Below are 21,071 nucleotides of genomic sequence, written 5' to 3' on the forward strand. Positions count from 1 at the left end.
TATTAGATCCCGAAAAGCTGTGGTGTACTTCTTATGCAATGAGCTCATCACTAAAAACTGAAGTCTTATTTTAAAATTTTTTTGAAATTGTGACACAATATTTGTCACTCCGTAGGAATCTAAGCACAATTTTATTTTTCCGGGCTTGGATTCCTACGGAATGACAGACTATATAGATCGTTTTAACTTCCTTCTTCAATTGTAATACTTGTGAAATAGGAGATTGAAAAAATTATGTTCCTTTTTCTCTTATAACAATTTGAATGTTTAAAGCTTTTGTAGTTTAAATTCAACAGCAATATCTTTAGCTTTTTTCCCTTCAAACGCTAATTTCCTTTCCTGTTTTTTTTATAAATTAGTCTTATGAAAATTTATATTGTAAGCGGTCTTGGAGCAGACTTTAAGGTACTTGAAAAATTGGAGTTTCCCAAAAACTGTGAACTGGTTTTTATAGATTGGCTTATTCCCGAAAGTAATGAACCTTTTCAGGACTATGTAAAAAGGATGGCAGAGAAAGTGGATGATTCAGAACCATTCTGTTTGTTGGGCTATTCTTTTGGAGGAATTATTGTGCAGGAGATTAACCAGTTGAAGCCTGCCGAGAAAGTAGTTATCCTGGGAAGTATAAAATCAGATAAAGAAAAATCCAAATTTATAAAGACGGGTGAGGTGACCAGGATTCCAAGAATCCTTCCGGTGGGACTGTTCAATAACAGAGCGGCTCAGGTATATTCTGTCATAAGAAAGCTGTTTGATCCCAGAAATCCTAAAATTCTGGAGTATTTCAAAGTGCGGGATCCTTATTATTTAAAATGGTCTGTAGAAAAAGTTTCCGAATGGAAGTTTGAAGAAAATCCTAATGTTATTCAGATATTGGGAGATAAAGATATTGTTTTCCCAATACGGTATTCAAAGCCGGATTATGTAATCAAAGGCGGTTCACATCTTTTTCCGGTCACTAAGCATAAAGAAGTTTCGAAAATACTGACTAAGGTGTTTTCTGAAAAAATGATCAATGTTATTTCGTAAATAGTTTTTTTATAGGGGTGTTTTGATTTAAAATGTGTTCTTTATGGAATTTATATTTAAATTTGATAGGGTTAAATATAAATTTTATGAAAGTAGGATTAAAATGGATCATTTCATTTTTGGTGATTAGTCTTGTTGCATTCGGAGGATTGTTTTGGAATCCGGGTGCAGAGATTTCTGATACCGGAGCATTTCTGAGTGAAGATAAAATTGTAGGGGCAGATGTTGCCTGGATTCTTGCTGCTGCCGGACTGGTCTTGCTGATGACTCCCGGACTTTCTTTCTTTTACGGAGGAATGGTAGGAAAGAAAAATGTGATTTCCACCATGCTGCAGAGTTTTATTGCTTTAGGCGTTATTTCTATTTTATGGGTGGTGGTAGGATTTTCTTTGTCTTTTGGCGAGTCTTTGGGATTCAGTATTAATGGAAATCATTACGGGATTATAGGAAACCCTTTAAGCTATATGTTTTTTAACGGAGTGGGAGGATTACCACACAAAATGATGGCTTCTACCATTCCTTTTGTGCTTTTTGCATTGTTTCAGATGAAGTTCGCTGTTATTACTCCCGCTATCATTACAGGGTCTTTTGCTGAGAGGGTTCGTTTTATTTCTTACCTTTTATTTATAGTTCTTTTCTGTATTTTTATTTATACACCGCTCTGCCACATGGTATGGCATCCTGATGGGCTTCTGAATAAGTATTTTGGAGTGAAAGACTTTGCCGGAGGTACGGTAGTGCATATGAGTGCCGGATTTGCAGCGCTTGCCGGAGCTTTAGTATTAGGGCGGAGAAAAAATCCGCATCATGAACCTTCAAATATTCCCTATGTTCTTTTGGGAACGGGAATGCTGTGGTTTGGCTGGTTTGGGTTTAATGCAGGATCGGCATTGAGTGCTTCCGCCTCTGCAGCTACTGCCTTTGGAACAACGACCATTGCTTCCGCTTCTGCCATGATGACCTGGATATTTTTTGATAGAATCAATGGACGGAGTATTTCTGCATTGGGAGCTTGCATTGGAGCAGTAGTAGGATTGGTGGCGATCACTCCCGGATGTGGTTTTGTCAGTATTCAGGAGAGTCTTTTTATAGGATTTATTTCAGCAATCGTTTCTAACGTGATGGTCAACTGGAAAGCTTTGAAGAAAGTAGATGATACCTTGGATGTTTTCGCCTGTCATGGGGTAGGAGGAATTATGGGGATGATCCTGACAGCTATTTTTGCTCACGGGGAAAACGCCAGTCTTCTTCATGGTGGAGTAGAAGTATTTCTTCATCATATGGCAGCTTTGGTTCTGGTTTCTGCTTTTACATTTTTCGGATCACTGCTTTTATATAAAATTACAGATGCCATGATTACATTAAGGGTTTCCGAAGAGTCTGAAAATATGGGGCTTGATCTTTCCCAGCACGATGAGAGTCTCAATTAGTAACAGAAAAAAACAGGGTATAACACGGTTGCTTCCGGAATACCCTGATTTAAATAGAATTTCAAAATACTGTTTTGAGATTTTATGCAATGGAGGTAATAGCCTTAAAGATCCTTTTTTTTGACTCCTCGAATATTTCACCACCAAATTCTTCATTATCTAATGAGATAACGGTGATATCTTTTATTCCCATTATTCCTAAAATATGTTTTAAATAGGTGGTCTGGAAATTCATATGGCCATTCTTCTCATTTTCTCCATACCCTGTATCTCCTCTGCTTGAGAGTATAAATACTTTCTTATTTTCCAGAAGACCTACATAGTCACCGTCTGGAAAACCTGACCTGAATTTCCAGGTCTCATTGATTCGCATGACCTGATCTATATAGGCTTTTAAGCCGGAGGGAATAGACCAGTTGTACATGGGAGTGCCAATCACATAGATGTCATTTTCTTTAAGCTCTTTTACAAGCTCATCGCTCAGTTGCAGTTCTTTTTGGCTTTCCTCCGTCCTGTCTGAGGGCTTTTTAAATGCTCCTGCAATCCAGGATTCATTAATATTGGGGATGTGCCCAATTCCGGTTTCTCTGTACGTAAATACATCATTGGGGTGTTTGGTTTTCCAGTTTTCAACAAACAGGTCGGTTAGCCTTCGGCTGTAAGATCTTTTGCCTCTTACACTGGCATTAATAATCAATACTTTCATAATGGTAAATTTTATACCTCAAAATTCTCGATTATTAAGTCCGGAAAAATTGATCTAGTTCAAGAGGATTTATTTTTTTTTCGAATTCTGCTGATAAACTCTGCAGAGACACCTAAATAAGAAGCTATTAAATACTGTGGAACTTTGGCAGCTATATCAGGATAGGACTCCAGGAAATAAAGATATTTCTGTTCAGCCTTATACATATTATTAAATACAATTCTTTTCTCCAGGGTTCCAAGATATCCTTCTAAAATAATTCTAAAATATCTTTCCAGTGAAGGTATTTGCTCTAACAGTTTTTGAAAAGAGCCATGGCTGATCTGCAACAGCTTTGTTTTCTCTATCGCCTGTATATTATAAATAGAGGCTTTTTGCCTGGAAAAGCTATAGATATCGGTTGCCCACCAATCGTCAATCGCTAAAAAAAGGATTTCTTCGTTGCCATTTTCAGGATTGATGCAGAAGGCTTTTAAAGTACCGGATACAACATAATTGTCATAGCGGCAGATATCGCCATTTCTTAAAAGAAATTCACCTTTTTCCAATGTCCTTTCTGTCCAGATGTTTTTGAAAACCGAAATTTCCTCCGGACTTAATCTGACATGCTGCGAAATATTTTTAATTAATGCTTCCATTTAGAATGATGAAGATAAAGAATGTGAATTTAATAGGATGGCATACGAAATTATTGTTCACTGCTAATTTAAAAAATATAATTGTGAAATCTTATTTCTAATGGGTATGAATAGTTATTAATACCCGATTCTGCTATGCTGTTTATTAGATTTATCACGTATCTTTGTAAAAGCAAAATGAAGAGCCATTTATGGAATCAATATCGGTTTTTGAGATTATCAAAGTAGGAATAGGCCCATCCAGTTCACATACAATGGGACCTTGGAATGCAGCGGCTGCATTTATCAGAATTATAAAAAGGGAAAGATCAATCGCAGAGGTAAAAGAAGTTTTTCTTGAATTCTTTGGCTCTTTAGCCAAAACTGGAATTGGGCACGGAACGGATATCGCGGGCATGCTTGGTTTGAGCGGTGAAGATTTTAAGACCATCAATACTTCAAAAATTGATGAAAAGATAGAAAAGATCAAGAAAGACCAGATTATTAATCTTGGGGGCGAGAAAGAAATTCCATTTGTTTACGGGTATCATTTGGTTTTAAATATGCAGAAATCACTTGATTTTCACCCGAATGGAATGATCTTTAAAGCTGTTTTTGAAGATGGTACAGAGCTTGTTCAGGATTTTTATTCTGTAGGTGGAGGTTTTATTGCAAGCCAGGAAAAAAACTCAATAGAAAAACAATGCGTACGTACATTGTATCCTTGTCATAAAGCTGCAGATATTGCAAAATATTGCCAGAAGCTAGGATTTAACAAAATTTCAGATTTAATTCTAATTAATGAAGAAAGCTGGAGATCACAGGACGAAACAAGAAAGGAAGCTTTATATATCTGGAGTCAGATTAAAGAATGCATCTACAAAGGAGTGAATAAAGAAGGGATTCTTCCCGGTGGATTGAACGTTTCCCGAAGAGCAGCGGGAATTAACAGAAAACTGTTGGGAGAAGAGATTTATAAAAATAAAGATGAATGGTTTCAGCAGGTTGTTGATGCCGAAGAAAATTTCACCAATATCAATAAATGGATTGCCTGTTTTGCACTGGCAGTAAATGAAGAAAATGCCAGCTTCGGAAGAATCATCACAGCTCCTACCAACGGAGCGAGTGGAGTGATTCCCGCAGTGTTAATGTATGCACAGGCATTTACGCCATTTACAAGCGAGGATGATATTGTAAGATTCCTGCTTGTAGCCGGAGAAATTGGAACATTATTTAAGAAAAATGCAACCATTTCTGCAGCAATGGGAGGATGTCAGGCCGAAATCGGAGTGTCATCAGCGATGGCCGCTGCGGGACTTACGGAAATCCTTGGAGGAAGTGTAGGGCAGGTATTAATGGCTGCTGAAATAGCTATGGAACACCATCTTGGATTAACCTGTGATCCTATTAAAGGACTTGTACAGATTCCATGTATTGAAAGAAATACAATGGGGGCTATGAAAGCTATTACTGCGGCAAATATTGCTCTGGAAAGTGACCCTACGAAGGCAAAAGTAACCCTGGATGAGGTTATCCAGACGATGTGGGAAACAGCTCAGTCTATGAGTGACCGTTTTAAGGAAACCTCAGAAGGTGGGTTGGCAATTGCAGTGAATGTTCCTGAATGCTAATATGCTAATACAGAATACAATTAAAAATACGAAAAATCCTTAGACATAACATCTAAGGATTTTTTTTATGTAGTAGGGGCTCTTAATGGATAAACACTATTTTTTACTGAAGACGTATGTTTTTCCATCCTGTGTAAGCTGAAGCTGTCTGTTTTTAATTGGAAATTCCTAATTGTTTGTAGGAAGGTTAAAAACGATCCATGTAGTTTGTCATTCCGAAAGAATCCCCCTCAATTTTTATGAGGCCGTTGAGGTGCCTATGGAAGATATTAAGATCAATACTTATTTTTTTTAGTTATAATCTTTGCGTATAAGAAGTACTTAAGTCTTTGAAAATCTATGATTTTATGGATGTCCCGATGAATGTTACAATGGAAAACATGATATTCCCCTCCTCCGGAGGGGTGGCGGAAATTCAAAGAATTTTTGACGGGGTGGTCAAAACCAGACGTATAAGATTGCTTTAAAGAGTTATTCAACATCCTGTTTGTCATTCTGTAGGAGTCTAAGCCGTTGTTATGGTGTTAGTTGGGATTCCTACGGAATGACAAAGATTGTGTTATACTTTCAGGAAGTTTTTAAAATAAACACTAAGTTTTAGAAAAAATCCAGACTAGGAATTTATTATCTTAATATACCTCTGATTCTGTTGGCATTGGTAATCAGCTCTTCAAGGTATTCGTAATTTTCTTTTTCCAATGCAGATTTAAATTTTCTGAGCTGGGTAATATGTTCGTTCAATACATCCAGTACGTTTTCTTTGTTCTGTTTAAAGATGGGAACCCACATTTCAGGATGCGATTTAGCCAGACGTACGGTACTGGAGAAACCCGAACTGGCCAGTTGAAAGATCGTTTCTTCTTCGCGCTCTTTTTCCAATACGGTATTGGCAAGAGCGTAGGAGGTAATATGGGAGATATGGGAAATATAGGCAGTATGGATATCATGATCTTCCGCATCCATATAAATCATATGCATATCAAGTGCATTGACTATTTTTTCAACCAGGTTTAAAGCATCTTCAGCAGATTCTTCTTTATTGCAGATAACCCCTGCTTTTCCGGCAAAACTTTCGGCAATAGCAGATTTCGGACCGTTATTTTCGGTACCCCACATCGGGTGAAAGGCCACAAATCTTGAGCGTTTTGGATGATCTTTTACGGCATGGACAATTCCTGCTTTTGTAGAACCTGCATCCATCACAGTCTGATGATCCGAGATAAGATCCAGAACACCCGGCAATAATTTTCTGGCAGCATCCACAGGAATAGCAAGGATGATCAACTCAGCATTTTTAACTCCCTGCTCCAGATCAACACCTGCATCAATGATTTTTAGCTCTAATGCCTCATCAATATGCTGTTTATTGTTATCAATTCCGTAGATAAAACTGGCGATGCCTTTTTCCTTTAATTTTAATGCCATCGATCCGCCGATTAATCCAGCTCCTATAATACTTATTTTCATCTTTTAAATTGGTTTAAAATAAAAAAACCTCGTCTAGGACGAGGTTTTAAATTATGTTCATAAGAATCCCTATCCCAGATCTGAGTTAAAAATTCTATAATAATATGTTCCGTTGTTAAAATTCACAAAGCGAAGGTATAAATTTTTTTTTAAACTATGATTGTTCTGGCTAAAATTTTGAAAATTATAGAAGAATTACGAAGTTGATGTATGTGTTTCCTATATTCTAATCTTTGTTTTACTTAATAAGAATGATTTATTAATTTTGTAATAACATTGTGAATAAAGAGATAATAACAAGTGAAGTGTAGGAACTATTTTAAGTTTTAAATTCTTTTAGTTTGAAGTAAAAGTATCACTAAAAAAAGCAACACATGAAAAATAAATATGTATGTAGCCTGATTATTTTGGCAGTTATGATCATCTTTGGAAATGCTAAAAACCATCCTCACGTATTTTTAAAAGTACAAAAAACGGAACGTTCCAATATCCTATACGGAGACACTATAATGATTAAAGAAAGCTTTAATGATGAGGATGTTGTTCCCAATGAGTATATAAAAGACAGGCTGGATCCTATCCGGGCTAATTTCAAAAGAATTAATTCTATTACAAAATGGACTCGTATTAAACAGAAAGATATTGAAGGAGTATCGGCAGAAGGAGGGGAGGCAACGTTTTATTATCAAAAGAAAAGGCTTGAAAAAATTATAGCCAGACACTACGGTGAAATGGGGCAGCTGTTGATAGAGTATTATCTGTTTAATGGAAAACTTTCTTTTGTTTTCGAAAAAGAGTATCGGTACAACCGCCCTCTTTTCTATGATGTGAAAGTAATGAAGGAAAATAATGATACGGAAGCTTTTGATTTAAAAAAATCGGAGATTACCGAAACCAGGTATTATTTTTTAAATGCGAGGCTTATTCATATCATTGACAGCCAGGATTGCGGGGCTCCGTTTAGCGCAGATTATATAGCTGAAGAGGAAAAAAGAATAAAGGAGGATTTTAAAAAACTCTTACATTTAGAAAAATAAAACTGAATTGTTACGGTCTTTACTTAGAATCCGGGAAATACTATTTATCCTTATTTAATGCCAGAAACTGCCGATAGTAATTATCAAGATACAGAGAAAATTGTTCTTCAAAAGTCTGTTCTTCCCAGTCTTTATTAATGATAACCGGGTTCTCTATTCTAAAAGTAATTTCTTCAATTTCCTCCGGGCTCAGATTTTCTACCTTTTCAGGATCGGGTAAAGCAATGCGGAAAGCAAGTACCTCAATACCTTCTTCTTCCCACCATTCCATACTGTACTGTGAGACATTTTTCTGAGTAATCGAGTGTAATTCGGATTCCAGCTGGCTATAGACGGACAGGTCTTCATCACCCGAAAGATCGACATGGGCTGTATAGTCCAGAATTAATTTAAGAATTCCAGGATATCTGTTTTCTGCTGTTTTTAAATCGGGTTCTATATCTGATCTCAGTTCCATCAGTTGTTTGAATTTCGGATAACGGCAAGGCGTTCTTCCACTTCTTTGATTTTATTGATCCAGTAATTAATTCCTTCCTGATTAGTCACTGTTTTCTTAAAAGCATCCCGGTTTACTGTCCATAGCTTAGAGCCGTTTTTTTGATACTCAATTTCACGTTCTCTTTTCGTTTCCGGTTCTATGCGGTATCTCCAATACACCAGCGAATGCATATATTCTGCGCGGATTTTTTCAAGGTAAGTGATAATGGCTTTTCGATCCTGAGGAATATATCCCGGCCCGGAACATCCGCAGGAATGGAAAGTGATGCCTACTGTATACAGATCCTTGATATGCGCCCACCTTTTATGATCATTTTTTGAAGGGGATTCAAAATCCAACCCCATATTGGCCATCAGTTTTCCGCATTCAGGACATTTGGCTTCTACTGAAACCTGAGAATCCCTGTCCACATCGTGTAAAATGCGGCGTTTGAATGTTTTCTGGCAGTTAAAACAGGCATAATGACCTTTGTAAACCATCATGGCATATCGGCACATTGTATTATATTTAAATCGTTAATGTTTGTTAAATTTTGTTATTTTGTGGGTATAAAAATATGTATTTTTCCGTTTGTTTGCGAAAAAAATATTAAAATTTTGATTTTATTGTGTATTTATTCAATCAATAAGATGCCGGACCAATCTTTTTTATTCAAAAGAGATAATCCTATCCCAGCTAATCCTTCTAACAATCCCATATTATAGACGTATTCATCTCCTGCTTTATATAAAAAGCAACATTCCTGATTTTCTGGAGCATAATAAGAATGAGTGATTCCACGCCAGTATTCTCCGGCTTGTGCGAATGCCGGGTTTTGGGTGCGGGTATAAAATGAATCGTATATCGAAGAAATTCCGGCACTTCCATGACAGAGTGAAGCATCGGTTACCTTACTGGATTCCTCATGTTTTCTGACTGTGGTTTTTAACAGGATTTGTGATGCCTGATTCTGTAAAGATTGATCCTGAATAAGCTCACCAATTTTATAGAGAACACAGGATATTCCCAGATCCCCATAGCACCAGGCCAGGCGGGAAGCATATTTTGAATTTTCTTTGCTGGTTTCGATTACAGAAGGGAATACGGATACCGTACCTTCCATCGAAGCATAGGTCATAAATTCTGATAAGGTTTTCCTGATAAAAGAAATATCAGCTTCTGAATCTGCAATATAGGCCAGCAGTAAAAGATTGGGAAGAAATCCATGGGAAATACCAAAATTGGATATATTTTCGGCCTTATCTTTTGGGTTTTGCCAGAACAGGTCTGTTTTCGTTTTAACGATGGTTTCTTTTAATGTGCGCAGTAAGTCCGGATCCAGTTTTCTGATATCCATCTGTCTGTTCATGAAGGGCATCACCAAGCCGATTCCCCCATAGAAGAAATCAAAATTATGGTTCTGAAACTGAGCAATAGCTTCTTCAATCATTATATCTCCAATATCTTCAATATCCAGAAAATCAAGAGAACACCATTGAGATTCCTGTAAATAGGAGACTGAAGATAAAACTCCTGATAACCCTGCCGCATAGGACAGATCAATTCTTTCATTTTCTATATGATCGAAGATTAAATCTTTATACCGGTCTATTTTTTTTTCTACAGTCTTATTAAACTGCTCAGGATAGGAATTAAAATAATGATGAAGAAATAATAACTCTGAACAAGCTCCATTCATTAATCCAGCGTGGGTATGCTCGTAGTCTAAGATGTTTTTACAGATGTGTTGAAGTATTGGCATTTGTTTTTAAGCTGAAGAATTGTTTTTTTAAAATTTTTTCAAGGAAACAGTACATTAAATATTCGTGAAGTCTGTTATCACTTCGTACTACCCTGATAATATGCATATGGATAATATTGGCCAGATTCTTATAGGAATTCTGACCTAGCAAGGCCGGTAAATCTACCTGGATATCCTTGAAGAATTGAGTGTGAATGGCGGACAATATATCATTTTTTTCAGAGATAATATTCTCAATTTCCTCGGAGAACCCTTTATATTTTGCATTGATAAAAGCGGTTTTTAAAGGAGAGGTATTAAACTCCCTGGCCAGACTGCTTTTTACCCCGCTTACAAAGTTTAGCTGGGATTCCGTATCGAGATTAAACACTTTACAATAGAAAAGAATATGCTTGATAGGATACATCCATAAAATATCGGTGTTATCTTCTTCAATATTTTTCTCAATGATTGCTGCGGAAACAAGAGAATCATAATAAAATATCTTTTCAAATATTTTGGTGTTATTCCCTTCGTAGCGTTCTAATTCCCGATCATAGGTATCATAAGATATCCTTTGTATTTTCTCAGCAAGGTATTTCTTTATAAGAGCATTGATATGGGATTTTACCTCTTCGTGATTAGTTTTAGGGGCGAAAATTCTTAGTCTTATGTGAAATTCTGGATCATAGAATTTAATATAGAAAAACTTCTCTATTAGTTTATTTGCTTGTAAAAAGCTTAAAATTCCTACTGTTTCACATATGAAAAAGTCTGCAAATACTTTACCTGTATATATTTTCAGATAAAGGCAGTTATCAATATCCGGAAACAGGGATCTTGGAATATCAGAGGTTTTCACCACAGGAAGGAAGTTCTCTTCTTTCTGGTGCTGTGCTTCATTTTTGAAGAATAGTAAAAACTCATTATTGACGGTATTTCCATCCTGGTTATACGTTACCGGAGTAAATTCATCTAGTAAAGATTCTATTATTTTCAGTTTTTGTTTCTTTTTCAGTTCTGTTAAGAAGGTTTTCTTTGAGATCTCAAATTTTAGATGGATATAGAGTTCATTATCTCCTTCTGAAATGAAGAAATTCTTTGTGATGTTAAGCTTTTGAAGGTTTTCATCAAATGCTGTAAGTGCTTCTGAAACACTGGTATTTTTATTGGAAAAGAAATCATGGTACTCAATAAGCCATGCTGCTTTTTTGACAATGAAATTTCCTTTTTGTAGTCTTGGGAAAAATTTAAAAATATCCAGCAGTTTTTCTTCATTGATCAGGAGACTGTGGTTTTGCTGGGTCTGAAAATCGAGCAAAAACTCAAAAATCGGACTGTTGGTGGGATGCATGATATTGTAGGCATTGGAAAAAACCGGTATCACATACTTATTTAATGCTTTAGAACGTAAAACAATCCGGTCATTTACAATAGAAATATACAGATCATTCAGATGGATTTTCTTTCTGCTACTGCTTTCATCAATGTATCCTATATAATATTCGGTATTAATTTTTCTTTCAATGACATTTCCTATTTTCTCTGAAGGAAGATGTACAATTTCGGCAATGACTGTGTCTTCACCATAGATCTTTTTTTCGTGATTATGAATATCATCTAATAGATTGCCTATCTCTTTATGATCTGAAAATCGTCCCAATATTTTTCTTGGAGAGTGGAATGAGATATAATCAATAAAGTAAACAGGGTTATTGGTTTCTTTATCAAAGAAAATAGATGCTTTATAGGATTTGAACGGGAAAGACGGGTTCATTTTTTCGGGAAGGAAAACTTCCTGATTTTTACTTAATACATGGAGATCAATACTATTTTTTTTGTTTTTAATACAATCTATAATAGCATGGGAATACTGAACTTCTTTCCTGTTGAGGCTAAGATTATCCTCCTTAATGGATTCATTGGGCCAGCCTAAAATGAGAGTGCTGCTGTCTATATTCTCTGAGTTGGCAAATTTTCCATAGCCGACTCCGAATTCAATATCAAGTGCATGGAGTAAGTTGACCTCCTGCTGGTCATATTTTTTGCTGAATTGTTTTTTGAAATTAGTGATCCTGTAAGGAGTCTGGTTTTCTAATATGCTGAATCTTTCAAAAATCGCATCACTTTTCTGAATGTCTTCAATGAACTTTTGGCTCATGGTATTTGACGTCTCAAAATAAAGGTCTACATGAAGAGGTACTTTTTTCTGATCAGGAAGTGACAGGATTTCAGGGATATTGTTTCCTTGATTAGACTTGTCTATATACTCTTTTAGCTCATTAAAGCCTGGTATATTTACATTTTTATATATTTTGTTGATCAGGGTTCCGGTTTCGGTTCCTGAATAAGATAAAGATGAATTGATAATCTGTTCATCTTTTAGTTCATTGAAGAAATCCTCAGCTTCACTTTGGGTAACGTCGTTTTCTTCTTTGATATAATGGATAATTTCTTCAGAAGTTTTTTCTGATCTGCAGAATTCGATAACGGAACCAATGTATTCATTACTTTCTATGGTGACCAATCGGTAGTCTCTGCCAATCACTCCTGTGTAGCATTGCAAATATTTGTATTCGTCAAAGATTTCATACAATGTATTATTAGTAAGGTAGGACTCATGTTTTTCCAGTGAGTTTACTGCTTTGTATACGTAGTCTGAATCTAGCCTGAGCCTGGGATGGGATGTATTCCAGTAAATCTTTTTATCAGTTATTTCCGATGAGGTTTTAAGAGTACCTAAGCCTGAAAATAACCCAAACGGTGTAGGCCGCGTGGTATATCGTGAAAGATATTTATATAAGGATATTTGTAATTTTTCCTTTTGTTCCGGATTTTTTTTAGAAAACTCTTTTGTCACCTCATTGTAAAAGTTCAATGACGACAATTTAATAGCATCCATGATAGCATCATTACAGGAAATATTTTCAATAACATCCGATGAAGAATAAAACTTGTCTAAATCATCAGGTGAAAGAACCGGAGTTCTCAATATGGTGTAATGAAATGGAGTATATTGCTTTGAAGACATATTATTTTACGTTGAAGATGACAAAAGAGATCAAATGTTAATTAGCAGTTACCGCAATCTGCTGTACAGTTTGCTTTTGAGCAGTTCATCAGGTGAGTATGCATAAATTTAGACATACATCCGTCTGAACATCCTGCTGTAAACAATCCTAAATCGTCATCAATACCAATGGCTTTACCACCTTTTACTTCAAATAAGCTGTTTTTGCTTAAATTTTGTACGTTCTTTTTTGAAATTGTTAGTTTTTTGTCTGATTTTTTCATGGTAATTTTATTTTAAAAAATGTTGTGTTAATTTGGTGACTCCATGCCAGGCGTTACCCAAAGCATGCAGCATCTGATCCGGCTCTACTACAAGATAAAACAGAACTACAGGGACTAGAGGAAGCAAACTTAGAAGAACAGCCAAAATAGGGGAAATAAGGTACATCCCGTAAGAATGGCTAAACCTGTTGTTTATATTGCCGGTAATGGCTTTAAAAACAATAAGCATCCTGTCTTTATAATGATAGAGAATTAAGAGATCAAGGAATATATAATAGCTCAGTCTTGATGCAAACCCATTAACCATAGAAGGTTCCATAAAGGTGATATCCATGATTAAAATATTGAAAGCAATAGGTAAAAAAAGAAGAGCTCCTATAATTACAGTTTTATTATAGAGAAGCAAAGCTCCACATAACGTCTGACAAATTCCGATGATGATCTTAAATGGATTGTGGTCGAATAAATACCACATTACTTTAAAAAGACTGAGGTCTTTAATGGGTTTATTCAATTCTTCACCGGAAATACCAAATTGTCCGTCATCGAAAAATTTAGCATATCCGAAAGATAAGAACTGCCATGCAAGCAGAACTCTACAGATCAGAATAAAATAGTCCCAATGCTTACTCGCAAAAGTCTTTTTAATTGTGGTAGTCACGATGGTTATTAGAAGTTTTTTTAAATATATGCTAAAATTTTGAAACAGACATGCGAATTGTATGAAAAAAATTAATATTTATTGATTGATTTGTAAAAAGTGATCGATGTGGATTGAGTTTAAAAACCTTTGTTTTAGGGATTTTTTTAATAATATTTCTACTTTTATCAGTTGTTTTTTTTTATTTCACAAAACAGGGTGTTTTTTCTTTTTTATGCAGAAATTAAGAAGATAAATTCATTCAAAAAAAAGAAATCGGCAGTATTTCTTGGATGAATACTGCCGATTATATAGCCTTATATATACTATTGCGCTTATTTTTAACTTGGGATTATCAATAGAGCCGCTATTCAGATGTAGAAAAGTATATGGCTAATCAGACTGTTTAAGGGTTTGAGATAATTAAAGTAGAAGGAATATCAGACAGCCATAAACTTTTGGTGTCAATCAGGTTTTTCCAGCTTTTGCTGCTGATAAGCATCAGATCCTGTGAGTTGAGGAATTCCTTCTCGATCCTCTTTTCATTATAGAGGGTGATATGGTTAGGAGCTACCTGTTCAATACTTCTGATAAGCTCCTTTACTTCAATATTGTTTCGGATCTGCCCTGCAGCATCCAGAATAATAACCTGTGAGTTATTATTATTGATCAACCTTTTAGCATATTCAAGCAGGTAAAAATCACTAAGGTTGAATATGGGTACAAATATCTTATCAGCTGCTGTAAATTCTTTGTCAACGAGAACACCTACAGGGATGGTTGCTTTGTCCAGCACCTGAAGGGTCAGGTCGTCGAAAGGAGAGGTATTGAAAATATTACCTTTTCCTTTTACGGTGTTTAATAATTTTTCGGGATTGATGATTTTTGTGGTAAACCCTAATAATCTACCGAGTAAACTTCCTTCATACATGGATTTTCCGAGCATGATAAGAAGAAGATCATAATTTCCTTTATTGGTAATATTGGTAAGGTCACTTTCAACATCTGTGGAAGCTTTGAACAGGGTAGTGACTTCAAGCTGAAGCTCGTGAGAAGTTTCAATTACATTTTTAAACTGTTCTTTTTCGAAGTTTTCAATATCAAAGGCATGAAGTTCGTCAACAGGAGCAATAGTCATGGCGGTAACACTTTTGTTACCATTCATTTTATGGGTGAAATTATCTGCAAGCCTCAATAGTTTACTTCCAGCTTTTGCCGTTTCGAAAGATAAAAGAACTCTATATTTTGCATCATTATGTTCCTCTTCATCATCTTCTACCATTGATTTTTTTCCTTTAAAAACATAATTGATGAAATCAAGGCACGGACCTGTCATAAAAGTGGTAAATAATGCCATGATAACCAATAAAGCAAATAATTCCGGACCTAAAACACCCAAATCATAACCAATATTAAGCACAATAAGCTCTGTTAATCCTCTGGTATTCATCAGAGCCCCTATCGTAAGACTGTCTTTCCAGCTCATTTTTAAAAATTTTGCCGTCAGTGCACTTCCCACGAATTTTCCCGTAACAGCGGTTAGAATGATGAGTCCACCAATTTTCCATAGATGAACATCGTTCAGTAAGCCGATCTGAGTTCTTAATCCGGTAAATACAAAGAAAAGAGGAAGTAAAAGAACCAATGCCACATCTTCTACTTTTTCTATGAAAAGATTTCTGAATTTTACATTTTCAGGCATGATGGCACCTGCCATAAATGCCCCGAACAGTGCATGGATTCCAATAACTTCCGTAGCATATGATGAGATGATTAATACCAGGAAAAATATAGCTACCAATCCTTTACTGATAAAACCTTTTCCTTTCTGTGATTCGGCAATTTTGGTGAGGAACGGTCTTACCGCCTTTATCATAATGAAAACATATAGAATAGCCATTAAAATAACAAATACGGATCCTGAAAATGATCCTGCTTTTACAATGGCAATCACTGCTGCTAAAATACACCATGCTGTAATATCATCAGCTGCGGCGCAGGTAATAACAACGGTTCCTATTTTTGTTTTATGGAGATTTCTTTCCTGAACAATTCTGGCCAATACAGGAAATGCTGTAATACTCATGGCAATAGCTATAAACAATGCGAATGAGCTGAACTGAATTCCATCAGGTGCAAATTCTTTATAAATAAAATAAGAAAGACCTACTCCCAATGCAAAAGGGATAATAATACTGGCATGACTGATTACTACGGCATCATGTGCTTTTTTTCTGAGAACACTAAGGTCAAGCTCCATTCCTACAATATACATAAAGAGAATTAGCCCGATCTGGCTTAGAAACTGTAAGTTGGGTAATGATTCTTTTGGAAAAATAAATGCTGAAAGTTCCGGAAAATATAATCCGAAAAGAGAGGGCCCCAGAACAATACCGGCTATCATCTCTCCGATAACAGATGGCTGTTTCAGTTTTATGCAAACCCACCCAAAAAGTTTTGCTACCAGAATAATGGTCACAATCTGGGCTAGAAGAAGAGCCAAAGGATGATGAAGATTAGTGAGGAATGAATCTGTAAAATTTTCCCACATGGTAGAGCCTGTAGATTTGGCCGGGGTAATATTCTCTCCAATTTCCAATGTTTTTCCTTCTACAAAAAACCAATACATAAGGCATGAAAAAAATGCAATTGTACTGATGTAAAAAATAATATTTTTATATTTCCCCAAATTCATGATTCCTAAATTTTGATGCAAAGTTGATAAGAATATACTTATATTGAAATACCCTTGTTTTTAAAATGTAATGAATGTTCTAAAAAATGTAATAAAATCTATTTGAACGAATATCCTACACCGATTCCTATTTTCCAGTTTCCGTCCTGATCTGCCGTTTTAGCATTATAATAAACAGGAAGTTGAAAGGCAATTTTTTTATAAACCATTGTAAGACCTGCACCCAGGGTAGGCATAACAGGGCTGTTTTTGGTTCCGGGTGATCGGTCTTCCTTAATTCTCAGCGAGGGAAGCATTCCCATAACAAATTTTATATGCTTGTGGGTAAGTCTTAGATTAGGCCCCGTAAAATTGATAAATGCCCCATGATCTACATATCCGGCTACGGCAATTCCATCAAAAAAAGATGCTTTAATGGTTGAATTGCCTTCCTGAGAAAAACACAAACCGGATATGAGAACTCCTGCAGCATACATGAAATTTTTCATTATAAAATCAATTAATTCGCAGTAAAAGTACAAGGATTACCGGCTGAAAAAGGACGGCTGTAATAAAGGGTTTGTATTCTGTAATGAAACCGTAAAGATTTGGAAGGTTTATTTTCCGAACAGTTCCATTAATGAGCTTTTATAGGCTTCGCCAATCTGAAGTTTGAGAAAATTATGGTCTTCTGTAGAGATGGTGCTGATAATTTCATTAGTGGAAAATACCTTGATAGAGGCCAGCGCGATAATTTCTTTTTTATTGACCTGTGCAAAATCTTTTGCAGGGAGCATTTCCAGCAGATTTTTAAAGTTCAGGTTTTTCAGAACGATCGTAGTTCCGTCATTGAGGGTGATGTCTTTATCCCGGCTGTCTATTTCTGATGTTTTGATGTAAGCAATTTGTTCAGTAAATATGACTGTTTTTCCGATATTGGTATTCCATTCGATGAAGGCTTTTTTAGGAGGAGTTTCCACCAGTTCTTTAGCTTTTTCGAAGGCCTGGATCAGACGTTCTTTTTTGATAGGCTTTCTCACATAATCCACTACATTAAGGTCAAAAGCTTCAGCAGCATATTCTTTGTAAGCTGTTGTAAAAATGATTTTTTTTGAATCTGAGATAAGCTCTGCCACCTGGAGACCTGTCATTCCGGGCATTTCTATATCCAGAATACACAGATTACAGTCGATATGATCAATTTCGTTCAGGAAAATTTTAGGGTCGTTGAATGCTTTTACCACCTCTACATTTTCGATTTGTTCACATAGAAGTTTCAGGTAGCTGATCGCTAACAGCTCATCATCCAGAATAACGCATTTTATCATAGAATTCTCCTAAATTGATTTTTAATTCTGCTGTGAAGATACCATTTTTTGAACTTCTTTCCAGTTGGTAGTAGGTACTGTAAATCATTTTAAGCCTTTGATCTAAAGACTGGCTTCCAAAACCGCTTTTTTCTTTTGTCAGACTGTTTTTTAAAGATGCCTTATTGCTGACTTTCATCGTAAACATCCCATTTTCAAGCTCCAGATAAATGGAAATAAAGGAATCCTGGGCCAGGAAATCGGTATGCTTGAACGCATTTTCTATAAGGTCAACGGAAATGAGCGGAGCAAATACTTTTTCCTCATATACAGAATCTGTTTTATTGATCCTGGATTTAATCCTGAAATCGAAAAGAGGATTTATTTTGATCTTATTGATTTCAATAAGGCTTAGGGCAAAGTTCAGCTCTTCTTTTGGACTTACGAATTTATTATTGCTTTCGTATAAAATGTAATCCAGAACATTAGCCAGTTTATCCAGAGACATATACGTTTGGTAGGCATGTGACTGAACTGAATTGAGGATGTTTTTAAAAAGATGGGGGTTCAGCTTGGTACCAATATGTTCAAGACGAACCTCATTCAATCGCTGTTCAATGATTTTATTGCTTTCTGATAACTTGGTATTTTTCTGTTTCAGTTTTTGATTCTGGCTGAAGAGATAAATACTGGTGGTTAAAAAAAAGAAAATGGCAAAAACTCCGATGAATATCAGATAGTCATGAATCATGTAGTAATTGCCTTCCATAGAACCGTATTGTTGAAAACTATTTAAGCTTTTTCAGACTGTTTACTGTCATTGTCTCTTCACATTTTTCAAAGCCAATCTCATACTTAGGATTTTTTTCAGGATAAGTGATAATATATGTCGGACATGGCTTTTGCTGTGCATTGCTTCGGTCAAAATCTACCTTCCCCTGAGTAATGATACTGTCTTTGATAAACTTTTCATCAATCTTATTGATGGCCATCGCATTTTTAACCTCTTCAGAATATTTGAATTCTTTTGAAAGGGTTTCTGCAATGACACGGCTGTTAGGCAGATAACCGCTACAGCTGGCTCCCTTTTTGTTTAAAATAAAGAATACAAGAATGAGCCCCGGAATGAAGCCTATTAAATAAAATTTAAATTTTTTCATTAGAAAATTAAAAGATTGATATCGTGGTACGTAAGTCCGAAACGGTCACAGATGATCTTTTTTGTATGTCTTCCTTTATACATATATAAACTCTGCTTCATTTCATTTTTGCGGATCAGCATATTTTCAAAACCACCTTCTTCATCATAATTCAGAATATAAGAAAGGAAGAAATTCGAAATTGCTTTTGTTGTGGTCCTCGGCATTCTCGATGTAAGGTTGGGTAACCCACAATGAATAACACCATGTTTGATGATATACGGATCTTCCATAGTGGTAAGCTCCGATGTTTCGATAACCTTGCCGTTATCTATAGTAATATCAATGATGACACTGCCTTTTTTCATTTTCATGACCATATCCTCAGTAACGATAGGGGTCATATTTAATCTTGGAAGAGCTCCAATAACTACATCAGCACGTCTTAAACTTTTGCTGAGTTCTTTAGGATCGATGATAGAAGTTGGAACACGGCTGTCAACAATAGTGTGAAGCCTTCTTAATTTGGATAATGAGTTGTCAAAAACTTTGACACTGGCTCCTAAACCAATGGCTGCTTTTGTTGCAAACTCACCCACAATTCCGGCTCCAAGAACTACGACTTCAGCAGGTCTTACTCCTGTAATCCCTCCAAGCATTAAACCATTAGATAAGGCTAATAATTCTGAAGCATATAAAATAGAAACAGATCCTGCAATCTCACCAATAAGTCTTACCAGGGCCAGCTGTTTGTATTCATCAACAATAAATTCAAAAGCAATGGCATTTATTTTTTTCTCGGCAAGTTTTAAGAAGTATTCTTTTTCCCTAAGATTGATTTGAAGTGCTGACACCAAATAGGTATTGGGCTTCATAAATTCAATTTCATCTTCGGTAGGAGGGTTAACCTTTAAAATAAGATCCTGTCCGAAGGCTTCTTTGGGATCATTAGTGATCCTTGCCCCGGATTCAGAATACTGTAAATCCGTAAAAAATGATCCTTGTCCGGCTCCAGATTCTATGATAATCTCATGGCCGTGCTCTACCAGCACCTGTACTGCGTCCGGAGTAATGCAGGTTCTCCTTTCATTTAAACAGGTTTCTTTAGGAATTCCAATACTGAATTGTTTCCCTTTTTTTATAACTTCCAATTTTTCCTCTTTCGGCATCAATTCTTCTTCTGTGAAAGGAGTAAAAATATTTGTACTCATCCTTTAAATTATGTCTTACAGATTATTATTTTAATACTGATTTAAGAAGCAAAGATACATAATATTTAATCGAATGAAACTTCTCTTTGTTCACCTGTATTCAGGATGCTCATTGTGTGGTACTTGAGCCCGTAAAGCTCCTCTTCATAGACTTCAGGCCATTCAATGATGCACAAAAAAGAGTTATCCAGATATTCTTCAATACCAATATCATAGACTTCTTCAACGTTTTTTAAGCGATACAGATCAAAATGGTATACTTTTCCTTTTGAAGTATTGTATTCATTGACAATAGAGTAGGTAGGAGAGTTGACCTCATCCTCACTTCCCAGGTTTTTAAGCAAAAACTGAGTGAAAGTAGTTTTTCCGGCTCCCAGATTTCCTTTAAGCAAAAGGATATTATGTTTTAATTCAGGAAAAATAGTATCCACAACTTCCTGCCAGTCTTCGATGGTATGTATAGTGAACTGCATAGGTTAATTTGCTACAAAAATAATGAAATTTAAGTTTGAGAAAGTGTGGGAAAGGAATAAATATTAGATGTTAGCCAGGTAGGAGGTTAGGTTTGGATATTGATAAAGAGTCATGAGTTAAGAGTTAAGAGTTATGAGTTGAGATGTCATACATTATACATCCGACATTATACATTATACAGGAACAAATATCTTAG

At 35.8% G+C, this 21,071-nt stretch carries 20 protein-coding genes; 4 read left to right on the forward strand and 16 right to left on the reverse strand.

Translation table 11 applies throughout. From position 1 onward, the window contains the following. Positions 1 to 363: 363 nt before the first annotated feature. Both DRF57_RS10120 and DRF57_RS10125 read left to right on the forward strand, forming a co-directional pair. A complete protein-coding gene (locus DRF57_RS10120) occupies positions 364 to 1,029 on the forward strand; it encodes an alpha/beta hydrolase (protein ID WP_115918317.1) in 666 nt (221 codons plus the stop codon). Positions 1,030 to 1,115: 86 nt separating this feature from the next. Continuing rightward, entirely contained in the window at positions 1,116 to 2,459 is a 1,344-nt protein-coding gene (locus tag DRF57_RS10125) for an ammonium transporter (RefSeq protein WP_115918380.1), read from the forward strand. Between the two features lie 82 nt (positions 2,460 to 2,541). Here the strand turns inward: DRF57_RS10125 and DRF57_RS10130 are convergent, their stop codons facing one another. Together DRF57_RS10130 and DRF57_RS10135 are read right to left on the reverse strand one after the other, a co-directional pair. Further along, positions 2,542 to 3,165, reverse strand: a complete 624-nt coding sequence (locus DRF57_RS10130; RefSeq protein ID WP_206607189.1) for an FMN-dependent NADH-azoreductase — start codon at positions 3,163 to 3,165, stop codon at positions 2,542 to 2,544. 59 nt (positions 3,166 to 3,224) lie between these two features. Then, positions 3,225 to 3,803 carry a Crp/Fnr family transcriptional regulator gene (locus tag DRF57_RS10135; RefSeq protein ID WP_115918321.1) on the reverse strand — a complete coding sequence of 193 codons (579 nt, stop codon included), beginning with the start codon at positions 3,801 to 3,803 and terminating at the stop codon, positions 3,225 to 3,227. Positions 3,804 to 3,994: 191 nt separating this feature from the next. Here DRF57_RS10135 and DRF57_RS10140 point away from each other — a divergent pair, with 191 nt between their 5' ends. Then, entirely contained in the window at positions 3,995 to 5,413 is a 1,419-nt protein-coding gene (locus DRF57_RS10140) for an L-serine ammonia-lyase (RefSeq protein ID WP_115918323.1), read from the forward strand. 624 nt (positions 5,414 to 6,037) lie between these two features. On the opposite strand, the gene DRF57_RS10145 is transcribed toward DRF57_RS10140, so the two are convergent. Next, the gene (locus DRF57_RS10145) at positions 6,038 to 6,880 is read right to left on the reverse strand and encodes a prephenate dehydrogenase (RefSeq protein WP_047487780.1); all 843 of its coding nucleotides are present in this window, start codon (positions 6,878 to 6,880) and stop codon (positions 6,038 to 6,040) included. Positions 6,881 to 7,254: 374 nt separating this feature from the next. Here DRF57_RS10145 and DRF57_RS10150 point away from each other — a divergent pair, with 374 nt between their 5' ends. Next, positions 7,255 to 7,917, forward strand: coding sequence for a hypothetical protein (locus DRF57_RS10150; protein ID WP_115918325.1), 663 nt, complete (start codon positions 7,255 to 7,257; stop codon positions 7,915 to 7,917). 40 nt (positions 7,918 to 7,957) lie between these two features. Here DRF57_RS10150 and DRF57_RS10155 read toward each other — a convergent pair whose 3' ends face one another. The 13 genes from DRF57_RS10155 to tsaE all read right to left on the reverse strand — a co-directional run bounded on the left by DRF57_RS10155 (position 7,958) and on the right by tsaE (position 20,874). Then, complete coding sequence (locus DRF57_RS10155; RefSeq protein ID WP_052188583.1) at positions 7,958 to 8,374, reverse strand: hypothetical protein; 417 nt, start codon at positions 8,372 to 8,374, stop codon at positions 7,958 to 7,960. Then, complete coding sequence (locus tag DRF57_RS10160; protein ID WP_047487785.1) at positions 8,374 to 8,913, reverse strand: hypothetical protein; 540 nt, start codon at positions 8,911 to 8,913, stop codon at positions 8,374 to 8,376. The genes DRF57_RS10155 and DRF57_RS10160 overlap by 1 nt, the downstream gene beginning before the upstream one ends. Positions 8,914 to 9,029: 116 nt before the next feature. Further along, a complete protein-coding gene (locus tag DRF57_RS10165) occupies positions 9,030 to 10,157 on the reverse strand; it encodes a lanthionine synthetase LanC family protein (RefSeq protein WP_115918327.1) in 1,128 nt (375 codons plus the stop codon). Next, entirely contained in the window at positions 10,132 to 13,167 is a 3,036-nt protein-coding gene (locus DRF57_RS10170; protein WP_115918329.1) for a lantibiotic dehydratase, read from the reverse strand. The genes DRF57_RS10165 and DRF57_RS10170 overlap by 26 nt, the downstream gene beginning before the upstream one ends. Before the next feature lie 41 nt (positions 13,168 to 13,208). After that, positions 13,209 to 13,430 carry a class I lanthipeptide gene (locus DRF57_RS10175; protein WP_047487795.1) on the reverse strand — a complete coding sequence of 74 codons (222 nt, stop codon included), beginning with the start codon at positions 13,428 to 13,430 and terminating at the stop codon, positions 13,209 to 13,211. A gap of 7 nt (positions 13,431 to 13,437) precedes the next feature. Beyond that, positions 13,438 to 14,091: a hypothetical protein gene (locus DRF57_RS10180; protein ID WP_115918331.1), complete on the reverse strand. Its 654-nt coding sequence runs from the start codon at positions 14,089 to 14,091 to the stop codon at positions 13,438 to 13,440. Between the two features lie 385 nt (positions 14,092 to 14,476). Beyond that, positions 14,477 to 16,765, reverse strand: coding sequence for a cation:proton antiporter (locus tag DRF57_RS10185; protein ID WP_047487798.1), 2,289 nt, complete (start codon positions 16,763 to 16,765; stop codon positions 14,477 to 14,479). 98 nt (positions 16,766 to 16,863) lie between these two features. Next, positions 16,864 to 17,253 carry a hypothetical protein gene (locus tag DRF57_RS10190; protein WP_115918333.1) on the reverse strand — a complete coding sequence of 130 codons (390 nt, stop codon included), beginning with the start codon at positions 17,251 to 17,253 and terminating at the stop codon, positions 16,864 to 16,866. Between the two features lie 108 nt (positions 17,254 to 17,361). Continuing rightward, positions 17,362 to 18,072 carry a LytR/AlgR family response regulator transcription factor gene (locus DRF57_RS10195; RefSeq protein WP_047487803.1) on the reverse strand — a complete coding sequence of 237 codons (711 nt, stop codon included), beginning with the start codon at positions 18,070 to 18,072 and terminating at the stop codon, positions 17,362 to 17,364. Beyond that, positions 18,047 to 18,820, reverse strand: coding sequence for a sensor histidine kinase (locus DRF57_RS10200; protein WP_084086149.1), 774 nt, complete (start codon positions 18,818 to 18,820; stop codon positions 18,047 to 18,049). Before DRF57_RS10200 ends, DRF57_RS10195 begins: the two co-directional genes overlap by 26 nt. Before the next feature lie 19 nt (positions 18,821 to 18,839). Continuing rightward, entirely contained in the window at positions 18,840 to 19,211 is a 372-nt protein-coding gene (locus tag DRF57_RS10205) for a hypothetical protein (RefSeq protein ID WP_115918335.1), read from the reverse strand. Further along, the gene (locus DRF57_RS10210) at positions 19,211 to 20,401 is read right to left on the reverse strand and encodes an alanine dehydrogenase (RefSeq protein ID WP_047487808.1); all 1,191 of its coding nucleotides are present in this window, start codon (positions 20,399 to 20,401) and stop codon (positions 19,211 to 19,213) included. Before DRF57_RS10210 ends, DRF57_RS10205 begins: the two co-directional genes overlap by 1 nt. Positions 20,402 to 20,466: 65 nt before the next feature. Continuing rightward, complete coding sequence (gene tsaE / locus DRF57_RS10215) at positions 20,467 to 20,874, reverse strand: tRNA (adenosine(37)-N6)-threonylcarbamoyltransferase complex ATPase subunit type 1 TsaE (protein ID WP_047487811.1); 408 nt, start codon at positions 20,872 to 20,874, stop codon at positions 20,467 to 20,469. Positions 20,875 to 21,071: the final 197 nt, after the last annotated feature.

The sequence above is a fragment of the Chryseobacterium rhizosphaerae genome, from assembly GCF_003385455.1.
Lineage (GTDB): Bacteria > Bacteroidota > Bacteroidia > Flavobacteriales > Weeksellaceae > Chryseobacterium > Chryseobacterium rhizosphaerae.

What these genes read in the sequence shown, in the direction of transcription:
- DRF57_RS10135 (WP_115918321.1), bottom strand. Translation starts at nt 3,803, where the DNA reads ATGGAAGCATTAATTAAAAATATTTCGCAGCATGTCAGATTAAGTCCG.
- DRF57_RS10155 (WP_052188583.1), bottom strand. Translation starts at nt 8,374, where the DNA reads ATGGAACTGAGATCAGATATAGAACCCGATTTAAAAACAGCAGAAAAC.
- DRF57_RS10190 (WP_115918333.1), bottom strand. Translation starts at nt 17,253, where the DNA reads ATGAAAAATTTCATGTATGCTGCAGGAGTTCTCATATCCGGTTTGTGT.
- tsaE (WP_047487811.1), bottom strand. Translation starts at nt 20,874, where the DNA reads ATGCAGTTCACTATACATACCATCGAAGACTGGCAGGAAGTTGTGGAT.
- DRF57_RS10210 (WP_047487808.1), bottom strand. Translation starts at nt 20,401, where the DNA reads ATGAGTACAAATATTTTTACTCCTTTCACAGAAGAAGAATTGATGCCG.
- DRF57_RS10125 (WP_115918380.1), top strand. Translation starts at nt 1,116, where the DNA reads ATGAAAGTAGGATTAAAATGGATCATTTCATTTTTGGTGATTAGTCTT.
- DRF57_RS10185 (WP_047487798.1), bottom strand. Translation starts at nt 16,765, where the DNA reads ATGAATTTGGGGAAATATAAAAATATTATTTTTTACATCAGTACAATT.
- DRF57_RS10150 (WP_115918325.1), top strand. Translation starts at nt 7,255, where the DNA reads ATGAAAAATAAATATGTATGTAGCCTGATTATTTTGGCAGTTATGATC.
- DRF57_RS10165 (WP_115918327.1), bottom strand. Translation starts at nt 10,157, where the DNA reads ATGCCAATACTTCAACACATCTGTAAAAACATCTTAGACTACGAGCAT.
- DRF57_RS10145 (WP_047487780.1), bottom strand. Translation starts at nt 6,880, where the DNA reads ATGAAAATAAGTATTATAGGAGCTGGATTAATCGGCGGATCGATGGCA.
- DRF57_RS10205 (WP_115918335.1), bottom strand. Translation starts at nt 19,211, where the DNA reads ATGAAAAAATTTAAATTTTATTTAATAGGCTTCATTCCGGGGCTCATT.
- DRF57_RS10160 (WP_047487785.1), bottom strand. Translation starts at nt 8,913, where the DNA reads ATGTGCCGATATGCCATGATGGTTTACAAAGGTCATTATGCCTGTTTT.
- DRF57_RS10195 (WP_047487803.1), bottom strand. Translation starts at nt 18,072, where the DNA reads ATGATAAAATGCGTTATTCTGGATGATGAGCTGTTAGCGATCAGCTAC.
- DRF57_RS10130 (WP_206607189.1), bottom strand. Translation starts at nt 3,165, where the DNA reads ATGAAAGTATTGATTATTAATGCCAGTGTAAGAGGCAAAAGATCTTAC.
- DRF57_RS10175 (WP_047487795.1), bottom strand. Translation starts at nt 13,430, where the DNA reads ATGAAAAAATCAGACAAAAAACTAACAATTTCAAAAAAGAACGTACAA.
- DRF57_RS10120 (WP_115918317.1), top strand. Translation starts at nt 364, where the DNA reads ATGAAAATTTATATTGTAAGCGGTCTTGGAGCAGACTTTAAGGTACTT.
- DRF57_RS10200 (WP_084086149.1), bottom strand. Translation starts at nt 18,820, where the DNA reads ATGGAAGGCAATTACTACATGATTCATGACTATCTGATATTCATCGGA.
- DRF57_RS10170 (WP_115918329.1), bottom strand. Translation starts at nt 13,167, where the DNA reads ATGTCTTCAAAGCAATATACTCCATTTCATTACACCATATTGAGAACT.
- DRF57_RS10140 (WP_115918323.1), top strand. Translation starts at nt 3,995, where the DNA reads ATGGAATCAATATCGGTTTTTGAGATTATCAAAGTAGGAATAGGCCCA.